This window comes from Caulobacter sp. FV2ye17ST, assembly GCF_058680955.1.
Map to the genome: position 1 here is coordinate 3,164,978 of NZ_CM178727.1, position 26,327 is coordinate 3,191,304.

Genomic DNA, 26,327 nt, shown 5'->3' on the forward strand with positions numbered 1-26,327 from the left:
CGTCGCTAGGTTTCCGACCTCGGAAGGTCCAGGCAAACCCGCAATCCGCCCAGGCTCGATTCACCAAGCGTCACCGAGCCGCCATAGGCCCTGGCCAGTTCGTCGACGATGGAAAGGCCCAGGCCAGAGCCCGGCGTATGCTCATCCATACGTTGTCCCCGCTTGAGCGCATCGACCCAGCGTTCCGGCGGCAAACCCGGGCCATCGTCCTCGACCACCAGGGTCCAGCGGTCGGGGTTGGTGGGCGTGGCGACGGCGCGGATCCTGCCCCGGCACCACTTTGCGGCGTTTTCCATGACATTGCCAGCCAGCTCCATCAGGTCCTGCTTCTCGCCCTGGAAGCAAAGGTCCTCGGGGCAGCGCCAGTCGATTTCCACGCCCTTGTCCTGGAAGATCCGCTCAAGCGTCACGGCCAACTCGTCCAGGATCGGCTCGACCGGCGTGCGCTCGCCGCTGGTCTGGGAGCGGGCGGCGGCGCGAGCGCGACGCAGATGGTGATCGACCTGCTCGCGCATCACGTCGGCCTGTCGCGACACCACCTCGGCAAGGCTCCCGGGCTGCTGGCTGGCTTCGGTGATCATCACCGACAGCGGGGTCTTGAGGGCGTGGGCCAGGTTGCCGACATGGGTGCGCTGGCGCTCGACCACTTCCTGGTTGTGGGCCAGCAGCGCGTTCAGCTCGACAGCCAGAGGCTCCAGCTCTTCGGGATAGGTGCGGGTCAGGCGCTCGGCCCGGCCGCGCCGCACTGACGCCACTTCGCGCCGCAGCTGGAACAGCGGCGCCAGACCCACCCTGACCTGCACCACCACCGCCAGGATCAGGCCGCCGCCCAAAAGCAGCAGGGCCAGGGCGGTGATGCGGCCAAAGCGGTCGGCGTCGGCGTCGATGGGCGAGCGGTCCTCGGCGGCGATGAACACCACCGGATCGGCATAGCCCGGCAGCCGGGTCAGGATGGCGGCGGCGCGCAGCGGCTTGTCCTGCGGCCCGCGCATGTCGAAATACAGCGTCTTGCCCGGCGCGGCGTCCAGCAGGTCCACCTGCCGGGACGCCACCATCAGGTCGGTGTCGAACAGCGAGCGCGAGCGCTCGACCACCTTCAAGGCCCCGTCGGGCGCGCGTCGTGAAATCGTCCAGTAGCGGCCGGAATAGGTGCGGGTGGCGCGGATGTCGGTCAGGAATGGCGCCTTGAGCACGCCCTCCTCGACCGTGGACCCGGCATAGAGATCGTCGGTCAGCACGGCCAGCGACTGGTCGAAGCGGCGGATGGCGGCGTCGCGGAACTGGGCGGTCAGGAACACACCCGCCACCAGCAGCACCACCGCGTTCCAGACGACGGCCAGCAGCACCAGCCGACGAACCAGCGAAGGTCGGCGCAGGTCGAGCACCGCTAAGCCTCCGCCCGGATCTTCACTCGGTCGCCTCGCCCTCCAGGGCGGTCAGGCGGTAGCCGAGGCCGCGCACCGTCTCGATGCGATCGGATCCCAGCTTCTTGCGCAGGCGGCCGATGAACACCTCGATGGTGTTGGAGTCGCGATCGAAGTCCTGATCGTACAGGTGCTCGACCAGCTCGGTGCGGCCGATCACCCGGCCCTGGTGCATGATCATGTAGTGCAGCAGGCGGTATTCCAGCGAGGTCAGGCGCAGGGGCTCGCCATTGACGCTGGCCCGGGCGGCGCGCGGATCCAGGCGCAGGGCCCCGCACGACAGGCTGGGCGCGGCATGGCCGGCCGAGCGGCGCAGCAGGGCGCGCAGGCGGGCCAGCAGTTCCTCGGTGTGGAAAGGCTTGGCCAGATAGTCGTCGGCCCCGGCGTCGAAGCCGGCGACCTTGTCGCTCCAGGCGGCGCGGGCGGTCAGGATCAGCACGGGCGTGGCCACATTGCCGCGCCGCCAGCGCTCCAGCACCGACACGCCATCCACCTTGGGCAGGCCCAGGTCGAGGATCACCGCGTCATAGGGCTCGGTCTCGCCCAGGAACTGGGCTTCCTCGCCGTCCGGCGCATGGTCGACGGCGTAACCCGCATCGGCCAGGGCCAGCTTCAGCTGGCGCGACAGGTCGGGATCGTCCTCGACGAGCAGGATACGCATGAACGAACGTCCTTAGTTGGCGCTGAGGATCTGGCCGGTCTCGGCGTCGACGATGAAGTCGATGCGGCGGCCGTCGGTGGTGGCCCACCGGACCCGATAGTTGCGGCCCTCAAGCCCGGCGTCCAGCACCCGGCCTGGCGTGCGACGGCTGATCTGCTCGATCACCCGCGACAGCGGCACCAGCCGGCCGGACTGCACGCCGCCCCGCGCCTGGTCCGACTGGGCGCGCCAGTCGGCTCCCAGCGAATCCGGGCGGCGTTGCGCCGACGCCGCGCCCGGTAGGGTGGCGGCGATGGCGACGGCGACGAGAAGGGCGCGGATCGGTTTCATACGCTCAGGTTTAAGGGACGGCGGCTGAATGGAGACTGAACGGCCAGTATATGAACGGGGTGCGGCGCTCTGTCACGGCTGGACAGCGTCATCCGGCAAATCGAACCCGCCCTGCCCTAGACGGTTTCGCCCAGCGCCGCATTCAGCACCTTGATCTGCTGGTTAAGCGCTTCCAGTTGCTCCGGCGACAGGCCCGAGCGTTCCATCATCAGCTCCCCCAGGCATTTGCTGCGCTCCAGCGTGGCGCGACCGGCCTGTGTCAGGCGCACCTGAACCTGGCGCTCGTCGATCTTGCTGCGCTGGCGCTCGACCAGGCCGGCCTGCTCCAGGCGCTTGATCGGCGGGGTGACCGTGCTGGATTCCAGCGACAGCCGCTGGGCGATCGCGCCCACCGTCATGCCGTCGTCCTCGCCCAGCACGCTCAGCACCAGATACTGCGGATAGGTGATCCCCATCGCATCCAGCATGGGCTTGTAGGCGCGATTGATCGTCATGCTGGTGGCGTACAGCGTGAAGCAGATCTGGTGGTCCAGCGGAACGGGCAATGGTGCTCTCCCTACGCTCGCTTCGGTTTCTCCCGGTTCCATACCACAAGAAATGATATCGCGATAAAGAAAGTGCTGGACACGCCGTCAAAGGCGCCTTAGCCATATCAATATCGCGATAACGAATATCGCAGCATCAATCTGAAGAGGGACCTGAAGATGAGCCAGTCGAACAACCAAGCCTCGCGTCGCAATGTGATGACCGCCGGACTGGGCCTGGCCGCGGCCGCCGGCCTGATCGCCGCCGCCCCGGCACAGGCCGCAGCCAAGACCGCCGCACCAAAGAGCGCGGGCAAAACCACCCAGGGCAGCGGCTTCGTCGTCACCCGGGACGGAACCCAGATCTTCTACAAGGACTGGGGTCCCAAGACCGCCCAGCCGGTCGTGTTCCACCATGGCTGGCCGCTGAGCAGCGACGACTGGGACGCCCAGATGCTGTTCTTCCTGGGCCAGGGCTACCGGGTCATCGCCCATGACCGCCGCGGCCACGGCCGCTCGACCCAGACCGATGTCGGCAACGAGATGGACACCTATGCCGCCGACGTCGCCGCCCTCGCCGCGCACCTGAACCTGAAGAACGCCATCCACGTCGGCCACTCGACCGGCGGCGGCGAGGTGGCCCGCTATGTGGCGCGCCACGGCGGCAATGGCCGCGTCGCCAAGGCCGTGCTGATCGGGGCCGTGCCGCCGATCATGCTGAAGACCCCGGCCAATCCCGGCGGCCTGCCCCGGGAAGTGTTCGACGGCTTCCGCGCCGCCCTGCTCGCCAATCGCGCCCAGTTCTTCCAGGACGTGCCGGCCGGCCCGTTCTTCGGCTTCAACCGCCCGGGCGCCAAGGTCAGCCAGGGCCTGATCGACAACTGGTGGCGCCAGGGGATGATGGGCGGCGCCAAGGCCCACTACGATTGCATCACCGCCTTCTCGGAAACCGACTTCACCGAAGACCTGAAGACGATCGACGTGCCGGTGTTGCTGATGCACGGCGATGACGACCAGATCGTCCCCATCGCCGACAGCGCCCTGCTGGGCATCAAGCTGCTGAAGAAGGGTGAACTGAAGGTCTATCCGGGCCTGCCGCACGGCATGGCGACGACCCATGCAGAGGTGATCAACAACGACCTGCTGGCGTTCTTCAAGGCGTAGGTCGAACTCTGAAACCTTGTCATCCCGGACGGCCTGGCCGATCCGGGATGACGTGATTCAAAACGCCAGCAGAGCCTTCAGCTTGGCGCGCACCTCGGCAAGCACTTCTGGCGGCGCGGCGCCCTTTCGCGTGGCGCGACGAGCGACCCAGTCCAGGCTCTTCACCTGGTCCGCCAGAACCGCGCTCTCCTCGCCTGGTATAACAACCTCGAAAACGTAGCCTTTGACCCGACTGGTCATCGGACAGCAGATCATCATGCCGCGCTTGCCATTGTAGCTGGACGGCGACAGCACCAGAGCGGGTCGATGGCCCGACTGTTCATGACCGGCCTGCGGATCAAACTGAAGCCAGACGATATCGCCGGCCTCGGGCACGTAACGCCCCGTCACCAGACTTCTTCGCCCACCGGAGCACCAAAGTCGGCATCGTCAGGGAAGGTCTCAGGCGTCATTCGCGCCAGAAGATCGTCAAGGTCGTAACCCGGCGCGCGGATCGGCTCGATGATGATCCGGCCATTCTCTTCGCGCACGTCTACCGCCTGATCGACGCTGATCGCGGCGGCCGCCATCACCGTCGCCGGAATACGGACCGAGGCGCTGTTGCCCCACTTCTTGATCAAGACCTGCATGGCGTGAACCTCGGATGTAGTGGACAGGCTCTCACATGTATCGACAAATGTCGATACACTTGAATGGCCAGCTTATCTCGAAAGATCCATCCGCAGCGTGGCGCCGATCTGATCTCGCCACCGCGCGTCCACCCCGGCGGCGGCGGCGAAGGCCCGCCACCGCAGCACAGCCTCCCGCACCTCCTCGAAGATCCGACCCACATGGCCGCGATTGATCGAGGCCGTCCTGGCGCAGGCCTCCAGGTCGGCGAACACGAACCCGTCGCGCTTGCCGTTGATCGACATCTGGTGCCGAGACGTCCACTCGCCATCCGGATTGTAGCTCCAGGTGATGTCGAAGGCGGGCGACAGGCTCCAGCGTCCAGTGCGATCCATCAGGAAGGCGATGTTCTTGACGTGGTCGTCCTGGTTTCGCGCCAGTACGTTGAAGACCATCCGCCGGAACTGCTCTTCCAGCTCCGCCATCGACAGCCCCATCCGCCGCATCGTGAACAGGGCCTGTTCATAGGAATTGGCCAGCGGGTCGTTGAAATCCAGATGGGCGATGGCGGCCAGCGACTGCATGTGCAGCCTGCCGCCGCCGTCCAGCCGGTCGAAGCGCTTGCTCATGAAGTGCCGGCGCCCACCCTCCTCGAGCAGACGACTTTCGGCGACCGTGACCCCAGCCGCCGCCGCCATCTGTCCATAGGCGTGCTCCACCGCGCCATACCCCTTGGGGTCGGCCAGCTCCTTGTCCTTGTTGCCGGACACCCCGTCGAACTTCAGCAGCCAGTAGCCAAAGCCCTCGCCGGCCTCGACCTGGCCCGAGCGCACTTCGTTGGTGGTCGGGTTCCAGGCGATCACCGCCTTGGCCCGCGCCCCTCCGGCCGAGGTGCCGACGCTGAGGATGTCGCGCAGGGCGTCGGCCTTGTCCTCGTCGGCGAACGAGGCGCGCAGGTCGTGGCGATGGGTCAGCACCTCGGAGGCCAGAGAGACCAGGGCCTCGATATCGATCCTGCTGGAAACCCTGCGGCGCGGCCCCGCCGTCGGCGAGAACTCCAGAGCGCCCATGCCCCGGCGTCCGGTGTAGCAAAGGCGCTCGACGGCGTTGAAGCTTTCGGGGCTGCGGCCCTGCGTGGCCAGCCACGCGTCGATCAGTACATTGCCGTACTTGTCGGGCAGGGCGTCGGCCAGCATGCCGGGCAGGCCATGGAAACTGCGGGGCGGCAGGTCCGGAAAGCTGAACACGCCCGGCCCCAGAGGCATCATGATCGGGGCCACCTCGACGCCGCTGCGAACAAAGGCGGGCTCATAGGCGAAGGCCGCCGTCCCGGCGCCGTCCTCCAGGGACACCGCGCCGATGCGGCTACCCCACAGGCGAACCTCGGCGACGGTGGTCATTTTTCATCGCCCCAGACCCACGCCGGGCCGCCGGTCTCGGCGACGCCCGGCGAGCTGGACCCACGCACCCGCGTGCGCCGGCCCTTGGCCTGACTCAGAAGGTCCAGTGGATTGACCGGGGTCTCGGGCAGCAGCCGCTCCAGACCCTCCAGCCTGCCCAGGGCCCGCAGGCAGCGCACCAGATTGGTCACCTGGGCCGAGGCGCCGTCCTCCAGGCGCTCCACCGTGCGCTTGGAAACGCCCGCGGCCTGGGCCAACTGGGCCTGGGTCAGACGCCGTTCCAGCCGGGCGGCGATCAGGCGCTGGCCCATCTCGGCCAGCACCGCCTCATCGGAAAGGAGAGCTTCGAACTTCATAATCGCCTCTTATGGCGACATATATCGAATTTTGTCTCTATATCGTCAAGTTTGCCGATATAGGGAAATCAATATTTATCATTCTTATTCGCCAAATATGGCGACTAAGAGCGATACAACGCCTCAGATCGCCAGAAATGGCGATAAAATAGGAGACGCTTGGCCTACTTCCGCTTCGGCGCGTACGGCTTCTGGTCCCGCCAGGCCTGGGCGAACTTCTCCAGGTCGCTGTCGGGCTCGTCGGGCAGGGTCACCACCAGGCGGGCCAGCAGGTCGCCGCGCTTGCCCTTGGCGTCGGCCAGGCCCCGGCCCTTCAGGCGCAGGGTCGCGCCGCTGTTGGAGCCCTTGGGCACGGCCAGCATGACATTGCCGTCGGGCGTGGGGGCCTCGATCTTGCCGCCCAGCACCGCGTCAGGCACCGAGACCGGCAGGTCCATCACCAGGGTCTCGCCCTCGCGGCGATAGATGGCGTGGGGTTTGATGGTCAGCTCGATCAGAGCGTCGCCCTGGCCGCCGCGTCCCGGGCTGCCCTGGCCCTTCAGGCGCAGGGTCTGGCCTTCCTGGGCGCCGACCGGGATGGTGACGTCGATCGTGCGGCCGTCCGAGAAGGCTACGCGCTTCTTGCCGCCGCGAATGGCCTCTTCCAGGTCGATATCGAGCCTGGCCCGTACGTCGGCGCCGCGCGGCGAGAAGCCGCCGCCGCCCGCGCCGCCGCCAAACCCGCCGCCGCCCCGGGCGCCGCGGCCCAGGATGTCGCCGAACAGGTCGCCCAGGTCGATCTCGGGACCGTCGGCCCCGCCGCCGCGCGACTGGAAGCCGCCCCGGTTGAAGCCGCCCGCGCCGAACGGACTGCCGCCCGCCCCGCCGAAGCCGCGCATGGTCTCGCGTCCGTCGGCGTCGATCTCGCCGGCGTCGAACTTCTTCTTCTTCGCCGCATCGCCCAGGATGTCGAACGCCGCGCTGACCTGCTTGAAGCGGTCCTCGGCGGCCTTGTTGCCCGGATTGGTGTCCGGGTGGAACTGCTTGGCCAGCTTGCGGAACGCCTTGCGGATCTCGTCCGTGGTCGCGGAGCGGGAAACGCCAAGTTCCTGATAGGGGTCGCGCGCCAAGGAAGATCCTCGAATGTGATTGGATAAGCCCGCCCTCACTTAGGCCATTCGCGGCCGCGCACAAGCGTTATGTTGCATTATTATCACAGCAACCTTGTCGCGACGGCCCCCCAGCCGAGGCTGGCCGAGCCCTGAGCCACCTCGACGGTCAGCGCCCCGGCCGATCCCGCCGCCAGATCGGCGACGCGCATGGCGGCGGTGTGGACGAAGACCGGCGCGGCCAATTCCACCTCGCGCACCACGACCGCGCCGTTCAGCACCCGCAGACGCCAGGCTTCAACGGCTTCGCTGAGCGGAACCTCGCCCTCCCAGACATCACCGCCCAGGCGGTCGCGCCGGATCCAGCTGACCAGGCGGTCGCCGCCAGAGACGCGCACACGCAGATGGGCCGGAGCCAGCGGACGCAGGGCCCGGCCGCGCCAGGTCACGCCGACCTCGCTCATGGCCGCTCCCGAAGGCGGACCGCCGGCCGGCGCCGCGCGCACGATCAGCGGCGCGCCACGCTCGAACGGCGCGACCTCCAGCATGGCCAGGGCTTCATCCAGCAGAACCACGGGCGCGCCAGCGGGGATGATCGCCTCGCCCTCCGCGCCGTCGCGCTGGCCGCGCAACAGGCCCGACAGAGTCCAGACGTCCTCGGCGACAGCCTGGGCCGTGGTGAAACCGATCACCTCCCACTCGCCCGAGGGCGCCAGCACCGCCAGGGCGTTGTCGCCGGCCAGCACGGCGGCCAGCGCGCGGCTGGCCGGGGTCGCGCCTTCCAGTCGCACGGTCAGGCGGCCGGCGCGGTCCAGCCGGTGCGGCGAGGCCGGCGGCAGGTCGGTCATCGTCTCGCCAAGAGTGGCGGGCGTGGCGATACGGGCGCGGACCTTCAGGGTGTCCAGGTCACCGCCGGCATGGATATCGACCGGCCGCCACGGCTCGGCGGCGGCGGCGACCCAAGGCCGGGCGTCGTCGCTGCTCGCCGGCAGGTCGAGCACCCGCAGCACCGGCGGCCCCACGGGCTCGCGGGGCGGGGCCGGGGTCCAGTCGATGCGGCCGTCCAGTTCGGATCCGGCAGGAACCGGCGCCAGCGTCGCGCGCGGGTGCTCGTCCAGGTCCAACCGCGCCACGCGCCAGGTCTCGCCGGCGAAGGTCACGCGATCGCCGGCCTCCAGCCGCAGGGCGGCCAGGGGCGAGAGGTGGATGACGGTCTCGCGCCGCGCCGACGCGGAGCCGTTCAGCATCAGCCGCCCGGCCAGTTCCGCTTCGGCCGGCGCCATGACGATCGGCGCGTCGGCGTCGACGGTCCCCTGCCCGTCCTCGCGGCGCACGATCAGGGCCCCGGTCTGGTAGTCGCGGCCGGCGTCGATAAAGCGCAGGCGCAGGGCCTGGGCGGGTTCGACCAGCGTCCGGCGGGCGGTTGCGGCGGCGGGGCGGTCCTCGGGCCAGGCCAGGTCGGCGTCGTCGAGCGCGGCATTGGCCAGGCCGGTGTGCGCGATCAGCCGCGCCTCCCCGCCACGCTCGACGGCGTCGAGACCGAAGGCGGCGGTCAGGGGCGCCAGGGCGTCGCGCAGCCGCATCGGCCGGTCGACCACATAGCCCACCACCGCCCCGCTGGCCTCGCCGGGATCGAGCACGACATCGGCCCGCGCGCCCAGGGCCGCGACCAACTCGGCCAGCGGCGCGACGCCCGCCCGACCGTTCAGCCAGTGGCCCAGCGGCCAGTTGGGACCGTCGCTCCAGACATTGGCGCGGGCCGGAAAATCGGGGAACGGCCGGGCGTCCCAGCACCAGGCGCTGGCCGCCTCGATCATCGGCTCGCCATAGACGGGCGAGGCAGGATTGGCGGCCGGGTCGGCGATCCAGTCCAGCACCGCCTCCAGCATCCGCCTCTGGCCGAACTCGTCGCGCGCGCCGGTCGAATAGGGCGGAATGTGGCTCTCGGCGCTCTTGGGATCGACGAACAGGTTGGGTGAATTGGCGCCCTTGTCGACGGCGGGACAGCCAAACTCGGTCAGACGGATCGGCTTGGAGCGCGGAACCCAGACCGTCGGCGTCGCCGAGCGCACCCCGGCGGGCCGGTCGTGATGAGGTTGTGACCACCAGCTCTTCAGATCCTTGGGCCGGAACATCCACGCTTCGCCATGGGCGCCGTCGGTGATGGCCGTGCGGATCTGGGCGTCGCGGTCGGTCTGGCTGGCATAGTACCAGTCAAAGCCCTCGCCGCCGGTCAGGCGGGCGCGCAGATAGGCGGGGTCGTGCGGTCCCTCGAAGCCCGCCGCCGCGTCCAGGTGATCCTCGCCGTCGCGCCAGTCGGTGACCGGCGGATAGAAGTCCACGCCCACGAAGTCGATCGCCGGGTCGGCCCACAGCGGATCGAGATGGAACACCGCGTGGCCGCCGCCCGGCTGATGGCCGAAATACTCGCTCCAGTCGGCGGCGTAGCCCAGCTTGGTCCCCGCCCCGACCATGCTCCGCACATCGGCCGCGAGCGTTCTGAGCGCGCTCACGGCCGGGTACGCCCCGCCCGCCCCGCGCACGGTGGTCAGACCGCGCAGCTCCGACCCGATCAGGAAGCCGTCCACGCCGCCGGCCAGCTGGGCCAGCCGCGCATAGTGCAGGATCATCCGCCGAAAGCCCCAGCCAGACCCGGAGAAACTGGGCAGCCCCTCACTCTCGCCCACCTGGGCCGGCGTGGCCCCGCCAAAGAAGGCGGCGACCTGCGACGCCGCCGTCGCTCCGCCGTCCGGCGAGCCCGCCTGTCCCGGCGCGGGATGGCAGGTGATCCGACCGCGCCACGGATAGGCGCCCTGCCCCGCGCCGCCATACGGATCAGGCAGGCCCGAGCCATGCGGCACGTCCATCAGCACGAACGGATAGAGGGTCACCTTCAGCCCCCGCCGCTTCAGCTCGGCGATCGCCTGCAGCACCGACCGGTCCGACGGCGTGCCACCATAGGCCGGGCCGCCGTCGTGGCGCGAGACGACATGAGCGTCGCCGCGATCCACGCCGCCGGCGCGCCATTCGTGCGGGATGGTCGCCTTGAACGCCTGATCCACCCCTGGCCTGATCTGGCACGACCCGCAGCGCAGGTCGGTCCCGAACCACGAGACCACCAGGGTCACATGATCCACCTGCGGCAGCTGGGCCTGCAGCTGGTCCAGCGACACGGCCAGATCCGGCCGCCCCTCGGCATTGTTGACGTTCTCGGCCGTGGTGCGGGTGATGCCGTCACGGCGTAGCACGGCGTCGGTGGCGTAGACGAACTCGCCCGCCCCGGGGATCAGGCACACGCCCTTCAGCCGCGCCTCCAGCCCCGTGGGCGAGCCCGGCCGGCGGAACACCTCGAACGACAGCTGTGGCGGACGATTGCCGAACGCTTCCAAGGGTAGATCCTCGAACACCACATAGGCCAGCCCGCGATAGGCGGGCGCCGCGCCCTCAACCGCCTCGATCAGCGGGTCGGGCGCCTGGTCCTCGGTTCCGCGATGCAGGCGCATCGTCACGCCGGCCATGTCCATTACCTTGCCGTCGGCCCAGACACGGCCGATCCCGTCGATGGGTCCCTCGCCCACCGCGACGGCGAACGACAGGCTGTAGGCGTAGCTGCTGGTCTTCTGGCCCTTGCTGCCGCCGACCCGGCCCTCGATCCGCTTTTCGCGAAACCGCGCCGCCCAGATCACGTGGCCGCCCACCCGGCCGCGCCCGAACACGCACGGGATCGCCGCGCCCTCGGCGGCGCCGGTGACTCGCAGCTCGGGAATGCGGGGTCCCAGCTGGCGGGCCGGCGACAGGGCGCCGAGCACGGCATTGTCGGCCGCCCGGCCCAGCATCGCGCCGACGAAGCCGCCGACGGGACCGCCCAGGGCCGCGCCGACTGAGGAGAGGATCACCTGGGCCATCTAGGGGGTTCCTTGGATTTGTCTGTCTTCCGCTCTTCCCGGCGAAAGCCGGGACCCAGATTCATCCGGAGAGGTCGGGGATGACGCGCCTTCTGGCGGAGCCGGAATCGCAATCCTTCCGGGTTCGATCTGGGCCCCGGCCTTCGCCGGGGAGAGTGGGATTTCTGTAGGGATTTCCGGAAACCGAAACACCGCCACCAGCCGCTCGCGCCACCACCGCCCCAGCCAACTCTCGACGCAGGCGCGGCCCCAGTAGGCGTGGATCATGCGGTCTTCAGCCGACAGGATCGCGCAGTGCTTGGCGATGGCGTCGGGCTCCATGCGGAAGACGAGCACGTCGCCGGGGCGGGCGTGGGCGGGGGACAGCGGGACCAGCCAGCGGCCCAGCGCCTCCAGCAGGATCTCGCGCTCGCCCAGCTCGGCCCAGTCAGGCCGGTAGGGCGGCGGGGGTTCAGGCTCGGAGCCATGCAGAGCGCGCCAGACACCCCGGACCAGACCCAGGCAGTCGCAGCCGACGTCGCGCAGGCTGGCCTGATGGCGGTAGGGCGTGCCCAGCCACTGGCGGGCGAGGGCGAGAACCCGATCCTCGCTCTCAACAAGCTTGTCATCCCGGCCGCAGCGAAGCGGAGAGCCGGGACCCAGGGGCCAAGGCAGTGCGGTTGCCCCTGGGTCCCGGACAGCGCCTGCGGCGCTTCCGGGATGACAAGGAAATTTGGTGGATGGCGCAGTCACCGCCGCCCCCCGTCATGCCGCTCGCCCTCGGACGGATACAGCGTCAGGAAGTCCTCGCCCGGCATGGCCGGAAAGCCGCGAAAGCTGGCGCCATTGGCGAAGCTGTCGACGCACGTGGTCCAGCGCTTGTCGCAGCTGACGCCCGGCGCGGCCGCGATCCCGCAGCGCGCGTCGCCCAACACCGCGTCGCACAGCCGGCCGAAGGTGCGCCCCGCCACCCGGTCGAGATCCGCCAGCGGACCTTCCAGCTCGGCGGTGAAGGCGTCGCCCTCGCGGCGAAGTCTGGCGATGCGCGCGGTCCACAGGCGCACGAACAGGTCGGGCCGGTTCCAGTCCACGCGCAGGCAGGCCACCGACGCCCCGTCATAGAGCCCCGCCTCGATGTCCGGCGCCGTGACCACCGCGTCATCCAGCGCGCCCAGCGCGGCCGAGAGGCCCGGCGCGAAGCCGGCGGCGGTCTCGTGGGCGCCGGCGGTCCAGCCGGTGGCGGCGCGACAGGTCACGCCTTCCACCACCAGATCGCGGTCGTGATCGGTGAAACCCAGCACCACGCCGTCGCCACGGGTCAGGATCCAGGCATGGCACAGGCTGGCCGCGCCCTCTTCCAGGCGAGCGGCCAGTTCAGCGGGAACGGCGCGCATCAGGCCCGCACCTCGACCAGCGGACAGGCGGTGATCCGCGCGGCGGCGAAGCCTTCCATCTGCAGGTCCAGCCGGTCGATGTCGAAACGCACCGGCGTGTCGAACTCGAACCCGGCGCTCACCGCCGCGCCGACGGCGGGCGCCGCGACCAGGGTGACTAGGCCGGTGGCCAGATCGACCGTGAAGGCGGCCGGCGCCAGGGCGACGCCGGCGACCGCGACCTTCACCGTGCCGGCGACCGGTTTGGCGATCGTGCGGATCGCGACCTCGGGCGCGCCGCCATAGGCCTTGATCAGCTGGAAGGTCTTGCGCGTCCCGCCCCCGGTTCCGATGGCCTGGTCGGTCGCCGCCGGCTGGGCCGAGGAGACGCACGACTTGAAATCCGTCGGGTCGCGAAAGCGGAACCCATGCAGCCGCCCGCGCCGGGCCTCGAAGAAGGCGACCAGCTGGGCCGCCTCGTCCAGCGGCCGGGCGGCGGTGGCGATCAGATACCGGCGGCGACCCTGGGCCCACGGGCTGGAGCGGCGCTCGTGGCCCGAGGCCAGGGTCACCACCTCTGTGCGCCGCTCGACGCCGCCCGTGCAGCCGAAGGCCAGCCGCGCGGGCAGGCGGATATCGTGGAAGGCGCTCATGGCGACTCCTGTGGTTCTGGGTGTGGATGGGTGGGGCCGGCGCCGCGGACGGGGCTCAAGGCCAAAGACGGCTGTCATCCCGGACGAGCGCGCAGCGCGCAGATCCGGGACCGACGCCTGAACTCAGCGCTTCCGGCGGTCCCGGATCTGCGCCCGGCTATCGCCGGACTTGTCCGGGATGACAGCCCTTGTAGAGGCGTGTTTCCAGGCGGTTGCCCTGCCCTGCGGGAGAAGAGCGCCGAAGGCGCGGAGGAAGCAGGCCCCGATTAAGTCTGCGTCATGACCCGCTTTTCACTTCTTGCGCAGGCCCCCCGCCCTTACGTATGGGGACAAGAACTGGAGACCGTCATGGACTGGAAGAACCTGTTTTTCTCGGCTGAAGGCCGCATCGGCCGTCAGGCGTTCTGGATCGGCTGGCTGTGCCTGCTGGGCGCGAACGTCGTGGCCGGCTGGGTGCCGTTCTTCGGTTGGGCGCTGTCGCTGGCCTCGATCTGGTGCTCGATCTGCATCCACACCAAGCGCCTGCACGACATGGGTCAGACCGGCTGGTGGCAGGTTCTGCCCTGGGTGTTCGGCCCGATCCTGGTGTTCGGTTCGGCCATCTCGATCGGCGTCTCGGCGGCCCTGGCGGCCATCGGCAACGGCGAGCCAGACCTGGCGGCCATCGCCGCCCTGGGCGGCTTCTTCATCTCGCTGTTCGTCGCCTTCGCGGTGTGGCTGGCCTTCACCCTGTGGGTCGGCTTCAGCACCGGCCAGGCCGGCGAGAACAAGTATGGCCTGGCGCCGACGACGGCGGTGGCGATCTAGGAAAACCCCCTTCCCCCTTTGATGGGGGAAGGGTTCTTCAAAGCCCCCTCGCCCCCAGGCTCACCGCTCTTGCCAAGGCCTGGGCCAGTTGGGCGTCCGACCGCGCCAGACCCGCCGCGTCGCCGCCCTGCACATTGACCGTCACCGACACGCCGCCGCCGCCCAGCTGCTCGACGGAACCCGCGCCGGACGGCCGAAACACCTCCGGCCCGCGCTCGCCGACCAGATAGGCCCCGCCCGCCGTGACCGGCCCGCCGTCGGCCCGGGCGCCTGCAAAGACACCGGACACAGCTTCGGCCAACCCGCCCCCCTTCATCGCCGCCCCGGCCGCGCCGATCACCGCGCGGGCCAGTTCCGCCAGCGAGATCTCGCCATCGGCGGCGGCGCTGGCCAGGGACTTAGCCAGGCTGGAGCCAGCCCGGGCGAAGGCTTCCTCGATGGACGAGGCGGCGCGCTGGGCCGGCGCCTTCAGGGCCTCCAGCGCGGCGGCGGCCTCGGCCGCGCGGGCGGGGACGGATGACAGGCCATCGGTGTCGAAACCGCTCATGGCGGGGTCTCCTCGTCGGGAAAACGGGCGATCAGGGCGTCAAGCGACGGACGGGTCAGCACCGGCGCGAGGGGGGCGGCTGTCAGCATCCGCCATTCGCGCAGGGACAGCCGCCAGAAGGCCTCGGGCGGGATGTGCAGCCGCGCGGCCAGCCGCAGGGCGTCGGGCCAGCTGTTCATGCCGACGCAGCCAGGGTAGCGGCCACGGCGGCGACGGCCTCGGGGATGGTGACGGCGGAAAGATCAGCCGGCTCGCCCTCGATCAGGGCGGCCAGCACGGCGAGGAGTTCGCGAGCCGACAGTGTCTCCATCCGGGCCGGCAGCTCGCGCCAGTCGGTGAGATTCAGCGCGCCTTCGATGCGGGCCAGGGCGCCGAGCGTCAGGCACAGGCGGCGCGGGACGCCGGCCAGGTGGATGGTGACTTCGCCTCGGGCGGGGTTTGGGGGTGGCATGGGATGCGCCTTTCAAGTCCTCCCCCTGATGGGGGAGGGGTCGGCGGAGCCGACGGAGGGGGAAGTGGCCGGCGTGGGATGACTTCCCCCTCCGGCCCCTTCGGGCCGCCTCCCCCATCAGGGGGAGGACTTGTCAGATCGCCGTGAACGTCACCGCCCCCGCCGACGCCAGGCTCAGCGCGAACGCCGCCTCGCCGTCGTGGTCGCCGGCATAGTCCAGGGCCGCGACCAGGAACGGCCCTTCCAGCTGGCCAAAGTCGGGGATCACCAGCCGCCAGGTGCGGGCCGACTGGTCGAAGAAGCTCTGGCGCACCTGGGCGTCCGACGCGGCGTCGCGGAACACCCCCGCGCCCGACACGGCGCACGAGCGCACGCCCGCCCCGGCCAGCAGTTCCCGCCAGCGGCCGGCGCTGTCGCTGTCGGTGGTGTCGATGCTGCGGGCGTTGAGGCTGATGGTCCGGGCCCGCAGGCCCGCGACGGTGACGAAGGTCGGGGTGGGCGCCCCGTCGCTGATCTTCAGCAGGATATCCTTGCCGGCTTGCGCGGCCATTCTGGTTCTCCGTAGGCTAGAGGGGTTCGGTCACCGCCCGCACGCGCACGATGCCGAGGGTCAGTTCGCGGTCGGCGGCGGGGAAGACGTCGGCATAGGCGACGCGGAGGTTGACCAGCCGGCGGCCGGCGATGGTCGGGCGGGCGTCGTGGATCACGGCGCGGACGGCGGCGACCACGGCTCTGGCCTCCTCCGGTCCGCCGAATTTGGAGACGCAGGTCAGGGTCAGCAGGTGTTCGATCACTTCGCCCTCGACCACGCGACTCTCGGTGCGGCTGACGGCCAGGCACGGATAGGTCGGCACGCGGGGGGCGCGGGCATAGATCCGCTGGCCGAGAATGGCGGTGACGGCCGGGGCGGCCTTGAGGGCGGCGACGAGGCCGTCGGCCAGGGCTTGATCGCTCACAGGCGAGCCTTTCGGTAAGGGGCCAGCCACGGCTCGACCAGGGCCAGCGAAGGCTCGCCGGTTTCTCGGTTGGCATAGGCGTGGGAGACCAGGGTCAGGATCGCCAGGCGCAGGGGCGCGGGGCTGGCGGGCGTCAGGGTCAGGCCGGTGGCCGCCGCGACCCGGGCCTCGGCGGCGTCGATCAGCAGGGTGATCGTGGCGTCCTCCGAGGCGTCGGACGCGCGCAGAAACGCCCGGGCCTCGGCCAGGGTGAGGGATTGGGGCATGGGATTTTCCGATGAGGAGCGCCGACCAAGTCCTCCCCCCAGAGGGGGAGGTGTCGGCCCGACAGGGACGACGGAGGGGGAAGTTCAGCGAACCGTCAGCGACCCCTTCCCCCTCCGACGCTTCGCGCCGCCTCCCCCTTCAGGGGGAGGACTTGCGCCTACGAAACCGCGAACTTCAGCAGCTTGACCGCGTCGAAGTTCTGCACCCCGCCGCCGACGCGCTTGGTGGTGTAGAACAGCACGTGCGGCTTGGCCGAATAGGGGTCGCGCAGCACGCGCACGCCGGCGCGGTCGGTGATCAGATAGCCCTTCTCGAAGTCGCCGAACGCCACGGCCAGGGCGTTGGCGGCCACGTCAGGCATGGCCTCGATCTCGGTGACCGGATAGCCCAGCAGCGACGCCGACTGGCCCGGCTGCAGAGCCGCGTTCCAGATATAGTTGCCCTGCGCGTCCTTGAACTTGCGCACGACGCTGACCGTGCGGCGGTTCATCACAAACCGGCCGTTCTGGCGGTACTGGGCCTTGGTCGCGTAGATCAGGTCGATCAGCTTGTCGGTCGGATTGGCGGCCGCGAAACCGCCGGCGACGCCGCTGGCCAGATAGCCCATCTGACCCCAGGTATAGGAGGCGTCCGGCGCGGCGGTGTAGGCCAGCAGGCCCTTGGGCTTGTTGACGCCGTCGCCGCCGATGAAGGCCGTGGTCTCCTGCGCCGCGAAGGCGTCCTGCACTTCTTCCGCCAGCCACTCGTCGATGCTGACATAGGCATCGTCCAGCAGGGCCTGGGTCGCGGCCGGGCTGGCATAGAGTTCGCCGGCGGGGAAATCGATGATGTCGAGCGTGGGCGCCGTGGTCTCGGGACGCGCCGCGGTCTCGGCCACCCAGGCGGCGGCGAGGCCGGCGGGCGACACCGGCTTGCGGAACACGCCGGCGCCGATGGTGCGCACCTGGCAAATTTCCCGCATTGGGCTGGTCGCCGCAAGGCGACGCAGGATCGACCGCTCCAGCTCCGGCGGAGCCACATAGCCGCCGGCCGTGGCGACGCCTTCCGACAGGCCCTTGGCCTCCAGCAGCAGAGCGGGCGTCTCGCCGGTCTTGATATAGCGATCGAAGGCGGCCTTGCGCTCGTCGACACGCGCCAGCGGCGCGTCACCGGCCAGGGAAGGCCTGCGGCTGTCGGCCAGCACGCGGTCCAGGCGGTCCTGGGCGCGGGAGACGGCCTCGTCGATACGGCTGACCTTCTCCTCCAGCAGCACGTCGGCCCGCTTGGTCTCGATGGCCGAGAGGCGCTGGTCGTTGGCGGCCTTGAAGGCCTCGAACGCGGCCAGCACCTCATGCATCATCGCGCCCGGCGAGGCCGGGGCGTGTTTGGTCTCTTTCATGGAGTTCTCCGAAAAAGGCCCTTCCCCCCCAATGGGAAAAGAATTTGGGGGAAGGGTTTGGGATGGGGGTGACTGCGGCGGTGGCCGGTCACTCCGGGGGTGGGATGGAGGGGCGGCGCGGGACGGGCTCGTCCTGACTCGCTGTCACCCCCATCCCCGCCCTTCCCCCATCGAAGGGGGAAGGGAGTTCTGCTAGCGTTCGACGCATGACCGACCACGCCACGCCCAACCTGCCGTCCCGCGACTTCGAGACCACCGCCCGCTTCTATGCGGCGCTGGGGTTCGAGCAGGGCTGGCGCGACAATGGCTGGATGATCCTGACGCGCGGATCGCTGACGCTGGAATTCTTCCCGTATCCGGACCTGGATCCAGACAGCAGTTCGTTCGGGTCGTGCCTGCGGCTCGATGACGTCGACAGCCTCTACGCGGCGTGCGTGGCCGCCGGCCTGCCCGAGACCACGAAGGGTCGGCCCCGCCTGCATCGGCCCAAGCTGGAAGCCAGCGGCCTGCGCATCGGCGCCTTGATCGACCCGGACGGCTCGTTGCTACGGCTGATCCAGAACCCGGACTAGGCGGGCATGACCAACACACGCGCCCTAGTCCTGCAGAGCCCGCTTTCGAACCCGTCGAACTTGCCACGTTTCGTCGAGGCCTGCTTGAGGGACGGCGTCGAACTGATCGCCGTGGTCGGCCCAGACTGCGAAGCTCTGGAAGATGAGATCGACTGGCTCATCGTTGGCGATGGATCAGATGACACTCGCTTCATCATGACCTCGTCACATGCTGGAGAGACTTTGGAAGACGCAGTTGCGTTCGCGAGAGGCTGGTCCTTGCGAGATGGCAGCTATGGTGAAGCCGAAGTCGTGAGCCTCTAATCTTCGACGCCAGCTGAAATTTTCAGCCGCGCCCCCGGCAACATCGGAAACGTCACCACCGACACCTCCCAAAGCTCGACACGCCCCAGCACCCGCAGGCGCCCGTCTTGCCGCGCCTTCACCTGGCGAAAGCCGATGGAGAGGCCGTCCAGCGCGCCGGTCTCGACCAGGGCCGCGACGAGGCGACCACGCGGCGTCGCGCGCAGGATCCGGCCGCGAACGAACAGACCCTTGGCGTCCTCGACAACCTCGTCCCAGACGCCGATCGGCTCGGCGTCGTCGTGCTGGTGCAGCATCTTGACGCCGGCCGGGCCGGTCTCGGCTAGGCTGCCCTCGAAGGCCCCGGCGGCGGTGACGTCGTCATTGAGGTCGCGGGTCCAGAACAGCGAGGCGTAGCCCTCGATCTTCAGGTCTTCCGTCATCGGTCGCGCTCCAGCTTGGCCTCGATGCGGTCCAGCGCGGCGCGGCTGGCCGAGGCCTGCTCTTCCAGTCGGGCCAGGCGCTCGGCGACGGGGGCCTGGGCGTTGAGGCGGCTCTGCATCTCGTCGATCCGCGCCGAGGCGCGCCCGGCCCACATCAGGGCGGCGGCGGCCTGCAGGGCGACCGCCACGATCAGGGCGACCGAGATCTGGCGGTCCAGCCGCCAGCGGTTTGGGGTGGTCATTTGAAAGACTCCTCCCTTCCCCCTTGATGGGGGAAGGGCTGGGGATGGGGGTGAACGCGCAGCGTTCAGCGGCCTTCGGGGGAACGCGGTGATGGAGGGGTCTGCGGCCGACGCCGTAGTCACCCCCATCCCAACCCTTCCCCCATCCGCCGACGGGAAGGGCTTATCCCTCCAGCCCCGCCAGCCGTCGCCGCTCCTCCGGCGTCAGGAAGCTGGCGGCGTCGAGCCGCGCCCAAAGCGCGTCGCGTTCGGCCGACAGGGCCGGCACGGCGTCGAGGTCCGGCGCGATGCGGGCATCGGGGAACTTGACCGCCAGCCAGGCCGTCATGGCCCGCGCCGCCCGCTCGACCAGCGGCACCACCGTGTGGCGCCAGAGGGCGGCGTTGGCTTCGCGATAGTTGGCGTAGGTGGCGTCGCCGGGGATGCCCAGCAGCTGGGGCGGCACGCCAAAGGCCAGGGCGATCTCGCGGGCGGCGGCGTGCTTGCCGTCGGTGAAGTCCATCTCGGCCGGGCTCAGCGACATGGCCCGCCAGTCGAGGCCGCCCTCCAGCAGCAGCGGCCGGCCGGCGTTGTCGGGCCCCGAATGGACCGAGGACAGCTCGGCCTTCAGCCGGTCGAACTGCTCGTCGGAGAGCCGGTCGCCAGCCTCGCGGTTGGAATAGACCAGCGCCCCGGACGGCCGGGCCGAATTGTCCAGCAGGGCCTTGTTCCAGGCGCTGGAGGCGTTGTGCACATCGATGGCGAAGGCGGCCGCCTCCAGCGGCGACAGGCCGTAGTGGTCGCTGGTGGGATTGAACAGCTTCAGGTGCAGCACCGGCAGCCAGCCGTCGGCGTCGCGGCCGATCCGCACCGTGCGCCCGCCGGCCTGATAGTCATAGGCCAGCGGCCAGCCGCGCGGTCCGGGCACCAGGGTCATGCGGTCCGGGCGCAGGGCGTAAAGCTCGCCGGGCGCCTCGCCCTCCCCGGCCGCTTCCAGATAGGCGTTGCCGGCCGTCTGCAGGTTTCCGAAGAACGCCTCCATCAGGTCGGGGCCGCCCTGCTCTGGATTGGGCTTGCGCAGCAGCGCCTGCAACGGGTGGTCGGGGGCGCGCTGACCGCCGTGGAACACGATCAAAGGCGTGGCGGCGGCGGCCTCGGCGATCATCCGCACGCAGCGATAGACGACGGGGTTTTTCGCGAAGCCTTCGGACGCCAGAGCCGCGTAGTCGCGCGGCGTCCACTGCGGCCGCCCGCCGGTGGTCAGGGCGATCAGCCGGGCGGCGCGGGAGTCTTTCACCTCGGGCGGGCGAGGTTTGAAACGTGGGAACATGACTTTCTCCTCCCTTCCCCCTTGATGGGGGAAGGGCTGGGGATGGGGGTGAACGCGAAGCGTTCAGCCGAAGGTGGAAATCGTCGCGATGGAGGACGCGGCAAGCGCCGCAGTCACCCCCATCCCTGCCCTTCCCCCATCAAGGGGGAAGGGTTCAAAGCGTTCGAAGGCGAGGACTACGCCCCACCCCCAGCATCAGCTCACTCACCGCCCAGACCAGCGCATCCGCCCGGTCCGGACTGTGCCCAAGATCCCCGGCCCCCAGCCCCATCAGCTCCTCCTCCAGCGCCGGAAAGGCCCCGCAGTGAACCACCCGCCCCTGCTCGTAGAGCGCCGCCACCGGCTCTGCCCGGGCGCGTTTGCCCAGCGAGGCGCGGACCAGTTTGACCGCGCAGGGCGGATCGGCCTGGGCCAGGACCGCGCGGACCATGTCGCCGCCCTGGTTGGCCTCGGCCACCAGGGCGTGGGCGCGAAAGTCATGCGCCGCCGCCACCGCCCGCCGGGCCCAGCCGTTGGGCGACAGGCCCTTGGCCGAGCGGTCGGCCAGCACGAAGGCGCGGCCGTCGCGCTTGCCCACCACCACGATGCCGCAGGCGTCGCCCGTGGCCGTGGCCGGCGGATCGACCGCCACCACCACCCGGTCGAAGGCCGGCGGCGCGGCGCCCCGGCAGCGGGCCAGGTCTTCGGCGCGGAACAGGCCGCCCTCGTCCTCGACGATGACGCCGTCCAGCTCCTGGGCCGCCAGCCGGGTGCCGCCATAGAGCGCCTCCAGGGTGGACAGGAACGCCGGCGCCAGGTTGTCGGCATTGGCCGCAGTGCCGGCCCGGGTGACCGCGACGCCGGGTTCGGCGATCAGGGTCTTGAGCGCCCGGATCGGTCGGGGCGTGGTGGTGACCACCAGCCTCGGATCCTCGCCGAGGCGAAGGCCAAACCGCAGCATGGCCAGGGTTTCGGCCGGCTTGGGCCAGGCGCAGAACTCGTCGGCCCAGGCGGCGTGGAACTGCGGGCCGCGCAGGCTGTCGGGGTCTTCCGCCGAGAAGGCGTAGGCGACGGCGCCGCTGTTCCACACCAGTCGTTTGCGGGTGGCTTCCCAGCGGGGCCGATCATCGAGGGGCGAGAGCGCCCTCAGGCCCGAAGGCCCCTCGATCATCACCTCGCGCACATCATGAAAAGTGGGGCCGACCAGGGCGATGCTCAGCGGCTGGCCGATCAGCTCGGCTACCCAGCTGGCCCCGGCAAAGGTCTTGCCCGCCCCGCGTCCGCCCAGGAACAGCCAGGCCGACCAGGGGTCATTCGGCGGGCGCTGATGGCGTTCCGTCGGACGAAGGCCGGGGAGGCACGCCGCGACCAGTTCCGGCGGCGCCGTCTCCAGCCACGTGTTTAACGTCTCGGGAGGCGACAAGCTTAGCCATGCGTCGGCGGACCTCGGCATGAAGCTCGGCGATACGTTCGGATGTCCATTCGGATCGGTCATTCATCGGGGGCTCCTCGGGATCCGACGAGACTGTGCGCGACGGCAGGGCGGCGATCGCCGCCACCGCGCGTCGTCCGGTCTCGCGGAACAGTTTCAGGGCTCGACCGGCGCGCGCCATCTGCTCGGCGGTCTTCAGGCGAGCGGCGGGTGGGTCGCTCGTGGTGGTCTCACAGGCCGCCACGGCCGCCTCGACATAGTAGGCGGTGACCAGGTCCTGCACATAGGCAAGGGCGGCTTCGATCTCTTCGCTTCTATGGGCCATGACACAAAGATACGGGACCAGCGGGCGCCTCTGATCCAGAGGTACGATAAAGTTACAAGCTATTGATTTCGCTGGATTCTATTCGCTGAACGCAGAGGATAGAGGGCAGCTTATCCCCGTGGTCGGGCCAAACTGACCGTCATTCCCGCCCTTGTGGCGGGAACCTATGTTTCAGCCCGCACGTGAAGCGCCAGCGAAGTGCGCGCGCACTTCGCCCCTCCTGCACCTGCGACGGACAGAGGAGTTCCCGCCACAAGGGCGGGAATGACGGAAAGGTATATTGGACTCGCCCCACACCAGATGCGGCCATGGGTCGTAAGCAAGCATTGCCTAAGCTAGTGGACTAGCCATAGCTACATCTCAGACGATAGCGATCACTGTGGGGGTTGAATGTTTGGTTGGCGGTCAAGCGCGGATTTAGATGGAGAGGCCCTAGCAAAGATGGCCAGCACCATCCAAACGAGAGAAGACTTCTGCCGTTTTGCGGACCTCTTGTATCAAAATTACAAAAAACGCCGAGGCGAGTGGGAGAACGACAAGCTCGGCGACTATCTTGAGGCCCTGGCCCGATTTTCCTCGGATTTTGAAGGATACGTCAAAAACACCGGTAGCGATGCGGCCAAAAACCCGTGGCGACTACTGGCGACGGTGCTCCTGGCCGCCAGAGTTTACGAATAGGGCCCGAGCCGCTCACGGGTCGTGGCGAAGCACGCCGTATCATTTCAATGAGAGATTGACATGCCAAGGAACGGAAAAGATTTGAACACCAGCTGGACCGATCCGGATGACGCTCCGGAATGGCGCGCTGAAGATTTCCAGAAGGCCGAGCTCAAGATCTGCGACCAGGTTGTGCGTCCAGCGACAGGGACCTACACCAAGCGAAAGCGGCCCGGGCTGGCAGAGCAAGGTCAACGAGATCCTCAAAAAGGCGGTTGAGGCTTAGCCAACCCCATCCTGGCTTACGCGCCGGGCGCCTGACGGAGCGAAAGCCTGTGGATAACTTTTGAGGCTCGCGCCTTCCCTCTCCCCTTGCGGGAGAGGGTGGCCCGCGAAAGCGGGTCGGGTGAGGGGTCGCACGGGCCTTTCCGACAGGGCTTTCAACCCCTCATCCGGCGCTGCGCGCCACCTTCTCCCACAAGGGGAGAAGGAGCCCTCACCCCTCCTCCGGCTCGTAAAACTCGTCCCCGCGATCCACCATCAGGTCGGTGGCCACGAAGTCCATGGCGTCCTCGGGGTGCTCGAAGGACAGCTCGCTGACGGTCTGGTCGCGCACCGAAATGCCCTGCTTGTGGGTGCTGTCGGGGTCGCCCGTCACCAGCGGATGCCAGTCGGGCAGGGTCTTGCCCTCGTGCAGGCGGCGGTAGGCGCAGGAGGGGGGCATCCACTCCAGCTCCTCGATATTGTACGGGGTCAGCTTGATGCAGTCGGGCACCGTCTTGCGGCGGTTCGCATAGTCCTTGCAGCTGCAGCGGTGCTCATCAAACAGCTGGCAGTGCACACGCGTGGGGATGACCTCGCCGGTATCTTCGTCTTCGAAGCGAACCAGGCAGCAAAGCCCGCAGCCGTCGCATAGACTCTCCCACTCGGGGACGGTCATCTGCTGGAGGGACTTCGTCTCCCAGAAAGGTTTGCGCACCATCATGCGCGCGTCCTAAACCGAAACTAGGCTGAGACCAAACAGGGCCGTATCGAAACCGTGAACGACTGGACGCTTCCCCCGTACCGTTTCGAAGATGGCGCCCGCCCCCCGCAGAAGCCGGAGGCGTCGTTTGGCGCGTCGCCGCCGCCTCCGCCGCCCCCACCCAACGAGGATCCGTTCGAGCCCGCGCCCGAGCCTCAGCCCGAGCCTGAACAGCCGTTCCGCGCCGATCTGAACCACCAGAAGGCCCGCAAAAAGGCCCGCCGCTACGGCTGGGTGTGGAAGACCCTGCTGGTCGGGGTGCTGCTGGGTGTTCTGACCGTGGGCGCCGGGGCCGGCTATGTGTGGTGGAAATATCTGCGCGACACGCCAAAGCTGCCGACCCGCGAGGCCCTGTTCGCCGTCAACCGCGCCCCGGGCATCCGCTTCGAGGACAAGAACGGCCAGGTGATCGCCACCCGCGGTCCGCGCTATGGCCAGCGCATCACCCTGGCCACCGTACCCAACTATGTGCCCCTGGCCTTCATGGCCGCCGAGGACCGCCGGTTCTACAAGCACGGGCCGATCGACCTGCAGGGCATCGCCCGCGCCGCCCTGGTGAACTTCAAGGCCAAGCGCACGGTTCAGGGCGCCTCGACCCTCAGCCAGCAGCTGGCCAAGGGCCTGTTCCTGACCCCCGACCGCACCCTGAAGCGCAAGCTGCAGGAAATGGTCATGGCCCGCGAGCTGGAGAAGGTGCTGACCAAGGACGAGGTGCTGGAGCTGTACCTCAACCGGGTGTTCTTCGGGGCCAACACCTTTGGCGTCGACGGGGCCAGCCGCACCTATTTCGGCAAGCCGGCCAGCCAGCTGACCCTGTCGGAAGCCGCCCTGCTGGCCTCGCTGCCCAAGGCGCCCTCGCGCCTGGCCCTGACCCGCGACATGAGCGGGGCGCTCGCCCGCTCGCGGCTGGTCCTGGCCAATATGCGCAAAGAGGGCTGGATCACCGCCGAGCAGGAAAGCCGGGCGCTGGACGACACCCCGCGCCTGTCGCCCCTGGCCGTACAGGACGAGGGCAATTACGGCTGGGTGCTGGACTACGCCACCAGCGAGGCCGTGCGGATCGCCGGCCAGAACGCGCCCGACCTGGTCGTACGCCTGACCATCGATCCCCTGCTGCAGAAGCTGGGTTCCGAGACCGTGCGCCAGGCCATCGCCTTCGACGGCGAGCGGGCCGGCGCCGGCCAGGCGGCCCTGCTGTCGCTGTCGGCCGACGGCGCCGTGCGGGCCATGGTGGGCGGCGCCGACTATATCGAAAGCCCCTTCAACCGGGCGGTCCAGGCGCGTCGCCAGCCGGGCTCGACCTTCAAGCCGTTCATCTACGCCGCCGCCCTGGACAAGGGCGTGCTGCCCACCGACATCCGCATCGACGGGCCGGTGAAGTTCGGCGACTGGGCTCCGGAAAACTACGGCGGCGGCTATCGCGGCCCGATGACCGTGGAACAGGCCCTGGTCAATTCCACCAACACCATCGCCGTGAAACTGGGCCAGGAAGCCGGCGGTCCGGCGATCGGCGAGCTGGTCCGGCGCTTTGGCATCACCACCCTGCCGCCCAGCCCCGACCTGTCGGTGGCGCTGGGCTCGTATGAGGTCAACCTGCTGCAGCTGACCTCGGGCTTCCAGGTGTTCCAGCAGGGCGGAAACCGCATCGAGCCCTATGTGATCGAGAGCATCGTCACCCAGGGCGGGGCGCCCGTCTTCGCCCGCCAGCCGGCGGGGACGCCGCTGGCCGTCTATGACCTGGCCAGGGCCTCGATGATGGTCAAGATGATGAAGAAGGTCGTCACCGAAGGCACCGCCAAGCGCGCCGCCTTTGGCCGCCCGGCGGCCGGCAAGACCGGCACCAGCCAGAACTGGCGCGACGCCTGGTTCGTGGGCTTCACCCCCGACTATGTCACCGGCGTCTGGGTCGGCAACGACAACGACAAGCCGATGAACAAGGTGGTCGGCGGCGATATTCCGGCCAGCATCTGGCGGCGGTTCATGATGACCGCGCACGAGAACCTGGCCATCCGCGACTTCGACTGGCTGCTGCCCGATCCCGCGCCCCTGAGCGAGCCCGACCCCCGCAACGGCTATTACGAGACCCTGGCGGCCGAGTTCGGCCGCGTGGCCTCGGAGCTGGAAGCGGTCGCCAATCCGCCGCCCGGACCGGCCCAGCCGGGACCCGAGGACCTGCCCTACTAGGGCGAC

At 69.3% G+C, this 26,327-nt stretch carries 32 protein-coding genes; 6 read left to right on the forward strand and 26 right to left on the reverse strand.

Annotated elements, in window-relative coordinates; genetic code table 11:
- Window positions 1–5: 5 nt before the first annotated feature.
- The 4 genes from ACW17V_RS15140 to ACW17V_RS15155 form a co-directional block, all read right to left on the reverse strand.
- The gene (locus tag ACW17V_RS15140; RefSeq protein ID WP_492105883.1) at window positions 6–1,385 is read right to left on the reverse strand and encodes an ATP-binding protein; all 1,380 of its coding nucleotides are present in this window, start codon (window positions 1,383–1,385) and stop codon (window positions 6–8) included.
- 22 nt (window positions 1,386–1,407) lie between these two features.
- On the reverse strand, window positions 1,408–2,085 hold the full coding sequence (locus ACW17V_RS15145; protein WP_492105884.1) for a response regulator transcription factor: 678 nt from the start codon (window positions 2,083–2,085) through the stop codon (window positions 1,408–1,410).
- Between the two features lie 12 nt (window positions 2,086–2,097).
- Complete coding sequence (locus ACW17V_RS15150; RefSeq protein ID WP_492105885.1) at window positions 2,098–2,415, reverse strand: PepSY domain-containing protein; 318 nt, start codon at window positions 2,413–2,415, stop codon at window positions 2,098–2,100.
- Window positions 2,416–2,531: 116 nt separating this feature from the next.
- The gene (locus ACW17V_RS15155) at window positions 2,532–2,960 is read right to left on the reverse strand and encodes a MarR family winged helix-turn-helix transcriptional regulator (RefSeq protein WP_492105886.1); all 429 of its coding nucleotides are present in this window, start codon (window positions 2,958–2,960) and stop codon (window positions 2,532–2,534) included.
- Between the two features lie 159 nt (window positions 2,961–3,119).
- On the opposite strand from ACW17V_RS15155, the gene ACW17V_RS15160 reads away from it, so the two are divergent.
- The gene (locus tag ACW17V_RS15160) at window positions 3,120–4,103 is read left to right on the forward strand and encodes an alpha/beta fold hydrolase (protein WP_492105887.1); all 984 of its coding nucleotides are present in this window, start codon (window positions 3,120–3,122) and stop codon (window positions 4,101–4,103) included.
- Window positions 4,104–4,160: 57 nt separating this feature from the next.
- Here ACW17V_RS15160 and mazF read toward each other — a convergent pair whose 3' ends face one another.
- The 9 genes from mazF to ACW17V_RS15205 form a co-directional block, all read right to left on the reverse strand.
- A complete protein-coding gene (gene mazF / locus ACW17V_RS15165; protein ID WP_492105888.1) occupies window positions 4,161–4,493 on the reverse strand; it encodes an endoribonuclease MazF in 333 nt (110 codons plus the stop codon).
- The gene (locus ACW17V_RS15170; protein WP_492105889.1) at window positions 4,490–4,732 is read right to left on the reverse strand and encodes an AbrB/MazE/SpoVT family DNA-binding domain-containing protein; all 243 of its coding nucleotides are present in this window, start codon (window positions 4,730–4,732) and stop codon (window positions 4,490–4,492) included. The genes mazF and ACW17V_RS15170 overlap by 4 nt, the downstream gene beginning before the upstream one ends.
- A 72-nt stretch (window positions 4,733–4,804) precedes the next feature.
- On the reverse strand, window positions 4,805–6,112 hold the full coding sequence (locus tag ACW17V_RS15175) for a type II toxin-antitoxin system HipA family toxin (RefSeq protein WP_492105890.1): 1,308 nt from the start codon (window positions 6,110–6,112) through the stop codon (window positions 4,805–4,807).
- On the reverse strand, window positions 6,109–6,468 hold the full coding sequence (locus ACW17V_RS15180) for a helix-turn-helix transcriptional regulator (RefSeq protein WP_492105891.1): 360 nt from the start codon (window positions 6,466–6,468) through the stop codon (window positions 6,109–6,111). Before ACW17V_RS15180 ends, ACW17V_RS15175 begins: the two co-directional genes overlap by 4 nt.
- Before the next feature lie 164 nt (window positions 6,469–6,632).
- Window positions 6,633–7,577: a DnaJ C-terminal domain-containing protein gene (locus tag ACW17V_RS15185; protein ID WP_492105892.1), complete on the reverse strand. Its 945-nt coding sequence runs from the start codon at window positions 7,575–7,577 to the stop codon at window positions 6,633–6,635.
- An 83-nt stretch (window positions 7,578–7,660) separates the two neighbouring features.
- Window positions 7,661–11,461, reverse strand: coding sequence for a baseplate multidomain protein megatron (locus tag ACW17V_RS15190; protein ID WP_492105893.1), 3,801 nt, complete (start codon window positions 11,459–11,461; stop codon window positions 7,661–7,663).
- Complete coding sequence (locus ACW17V_RS15195) at window positions 11,462–12,193, reverse strand: NlpC/P60 family protein (RefSeq protein WP_492105894.1); 732 nt, start codon at window positions 12,191–12,193, stop codon at window positions 11,462–11,464.
- Complete coding sequence (locus ACW17V_RS15200; RefSeq protein WP_492105895.1) at window positions 12,190–12,834, reverse strand: phage/gene transfer agent baseplate hub protein; 645 nt, start codon at window positions 12,832–12,834, stop codon at window positions 12,190–12,192. The genes ACW17V_RS15195 and ACW17V_RS15200 overlap by 4 nt, the downstream gene beginning before the upstream one ends.
- Entirely contained in the window at window positions 12,834–13,466 is a 633-nt protein-coding gene (locus ACW17V_RS15205) for a phage distal tail protein, Rcc01695 family (protein WP_492105896.1), read from the reverse strand. Before ACW17V_RS15205 ends, ACW17V_RS15200 begins: the two co-directional genes overlap by 1 nt.
- A 348-nt stretch (window positions 13,467–13,814) precedes the next feature.
- Between ACW17V_RS15205 and ACW17V_RS15210 the strand changes: the two genes are divergently transcribed.
- On the forward strand, window positions 13,815–14,273 hold the full coding sequence (locus ACW17V_RS15210; RefSeq protein WP_492105897.1) for a DUF805 domain-containing protein: 459 nt from the start codon (window positions 13,815–13,817) through the stop codon (window positions 14,271–14,273).
- 37 nt (window positions 14,274–14,310) lie between these two features.
- Here the strand turns inward: ACW17V_RS15210 and ACW17V_RS15215 are convergent, their stop codons facing one another.
- The 7 genes from ACW17V_RS15215 to ACW17V_RS15245 form a co-directional block, all read right to left on the reverse strand.
- A complete protein-coding gene (locus ACW17V_RS15215; RefSeq protein ID WP_492105898.1) occupies window positions 14,311–14,820 on the reverse strand; it encodes a phage tail tape measure protein in 510 nt (169 codons plus the stop codon).
- Window positions 14,817–14,999 carry a phage tail assembly chaperone gene (locus tag ACW17V_RS15220; protein WP_492105899.1) on the reverse strand — a complete coding sequence of 61 codons (183 nt, stop codon included), beginning with the start codon at window positions 14,997–14,999 and terminating at the stop codon, window positions 14,817–14,819. The genes ACW17V_RS15215 and ACW17V_RS15220 overlap by 4 nt, the downstream gene beginning before the upstream one ends.
- Complete coding sequence (locus ACW17V_RS15225) at window positions 14,996–15,271, reverse strand: GTA-gp10 family protein (RefSeq protein ID WP_492105900.1); 276 nt, start codon at window positions 15,269–15,271, stop codon at window positions 14,996–14,998. The genes ACW17V_RS15220 and ACW17V_RS15225 overlap by 4 nt, the downstream gene beginning before the upstream one ends.
- A 133-nt stretch (window positions 15,272–15,404) precedes the next feature.
- Window positions 15,405–15,821, reverse strand: a complete 417-nt coding sequence (locus tag ACW17V_RS15230; RefSeq protein WP_492105901.1) for a phage major tail protein, TP901-1 family — start codon at window positions 15,819–15,821, stop codon at window positions 15,405–15,407.
- A gap of 16 nt (window positions 15,822–15,837) precedes the next feature.
- Window positions 15,838–16,227, reverse strand: a complete 390-nt coding sequence (locus tag ACW17V_RS15235) for a DUF3168 domain-containing protein (RefSeq protein ID WP_492105902.1) — start codon at window positions 16,225–16,227, stop codon at window positions 15,838–15,840.
- Window positions 16,224–16,493, reverse strand: a complete 270-nt coding sequence (locus ACW17V_RS15240; RefSeq protein WP_492105903.1) for a head-tail connector protein — start codon at window positions 16,491–16,493, stop codon at window positions 16,224–16,226. The genes ACW17V_RS15235 and ACW17V_RS15240 overlap by 4 nt, the downstream gene beginning before the upstream one ends.
- Before the next feature lie 158 nt (window positions 16,494–16,651).
- Window positions 16,652–17,872, reverse strand: a complete 1,221-nt coding sequence (locus ACW17V_RS15245; RefSeq protein WP_492105904.1) for a phage major capsid protein — start codon at window positions 17,870–17,872, stop codon at window positions 16,652–16,654.
- 206 nt (window positions 17,873–18,078) lie between these two features.
- Here ACW17V_RS15245 and ACW17V_RS15250 point away from each other — a divergent pair, with 206 nt between their 5' ends.
- Complete coding sequence (locus ACW17V_RS15250) at window positions 18,079–18,444, forward strand: bleomycin resistance protein (RefSeq protein WP_492105905.1); 366 nt, start codon at window positions 18,079–18,081, stop codon at window positions 18,442–18,444.
- Window positions 18,445–18,450: 6 nt separating this feature from the next.
- On the forward strand, window positions 18,451–18,747 hold the full coding sequence (locus ACW17V_RS15255) for a DUF7684 family protein (RefSeq protein WP_492105906.1): 297 nt from the start codon (window positions 18,451–18,453) through the stop codon (window positions 18,745–18,747).
- Here ACW17V_RS15255 and ACW17V_RS15260 read toward each other — a convergent pair.
- From ACW17V_RS15260 to ACW17V_RS15280, 5 genes are all read right to left on the reverse strand, one after another.
- Window positions 18,744–19,169: an HK97 family phage prohead protease gene (locus ACW17V_RS15260; protein ID WP_492105907.1), complete on the reverse strand. Its 426-nt coding sequence runs from the start codon at window positions 19,167–19,169 to the stop codon at window positions 18,744–18,746. The genes ACW17V_RS15255 and ACW17V_RS15260 overlap by 4 nt on opposite strands.
- Window positions 19,166–19,411 (reverse strand): hypothetical protein, encoded by a 246-nt coding sequence (locus tag ACW17V_RS15265; RefSeq protein ID WP_492105908.1) that lies wholly within the window; start codon window positions 19,409–19,411, stop codon window positions 19,166–19,168. Before ACW17V_RS15265 ends, ACW17V_RS15260 begins: the two co-directional genes overlap by 4 nt.
- 163 nt (window positions 19,412–19,574) lie before the next feature.
- Window positions 19,575–20,720, reverse strand: a complete 1,146-nt coding sequence (locus tag ACW17V_RS15270) for a phage portal protein (RefSeq protein WP_492105909.1) — start codon at window positions 20,718–20,720, stop codon at window positions 19,575–19,577.
- Between the two features lie 154 nt (window positions 20,721–20,874).
- A complete protein-coding gene (locus ACW17V_RS15275) occupies window positions 20,875–22,122 on the reverse strand; it encodes a DNA-packaging protein (RefSeq protein ID WP_492105910.1) in 1,248 nt (415 codons plus the stop codon).
- Window positions 22,010–22,456, reverse strand: a complete 447-nt coding sequence (locus tag ACW17V_RS15280; protein WP_492105911.1) for a hypothetical protein — start codon at window positions 22,454–22,456, stop codon at window positions 22,010–22,012. The genes ACW17V_RS15275 and ACW17V_RS15280 overlap by 113 nt, the downstream gene beginning before the upstream one ends.
- A 441-nt stretch (window positions 22,457–22,897) precedes the next feature.
- On the opposite strand from ACW17V_RS15280, the gene ACW17V_RS15285 reads away from it, so the two are divergent.
- Window positions 22,898–23,134: a DUF7660 family protein gene (locus tag ACW17V_RS15285; RefSeq protein WP_492105912.1), complete on the forward strand. Its 237-nt coding sequence runs from the start codon at window positions 22,898–22,900 to the stop codon at window positions 23,132–23,134.
- A gap of 475 nt (window positions 23,135–23,609) precedes the next feature.
- Here ACW17V_RS15285 and ACW17V_RS15290 read toward each other — a convergent pair whose 3' ends face one another.
- A complete protein-coding gene (locus tag ACW17V_RS15290) occupies window positions 23,610–24,098 on the reverse strand; it encodes a YcgN family cysteine cluster protein (protein ID WP_492105913.1) in 489 nt (162 codons plus the stop codon).
- Window positions 24,099–24,152: 54 nt separating this feature from the next.
- Between ACW17V_RS15290 and pbpC the strand changes: the two genes are divergently transcribed.
- On the forward strand, window positions 24,153–26,321 hold the full coding sequence (pbpC, locus tag ACW17V_RS15295) for a multimodular transpeptidase-transglycosylase PbpC (RefSeq protein WP_492105914.1): 2,169 nt from the start codon (window positions 24,153–24,155) through the stop codon (window positions 26,319–26,321).
- Window positions 26,322–26,327 lie beyond the last annotated feature (6 nt).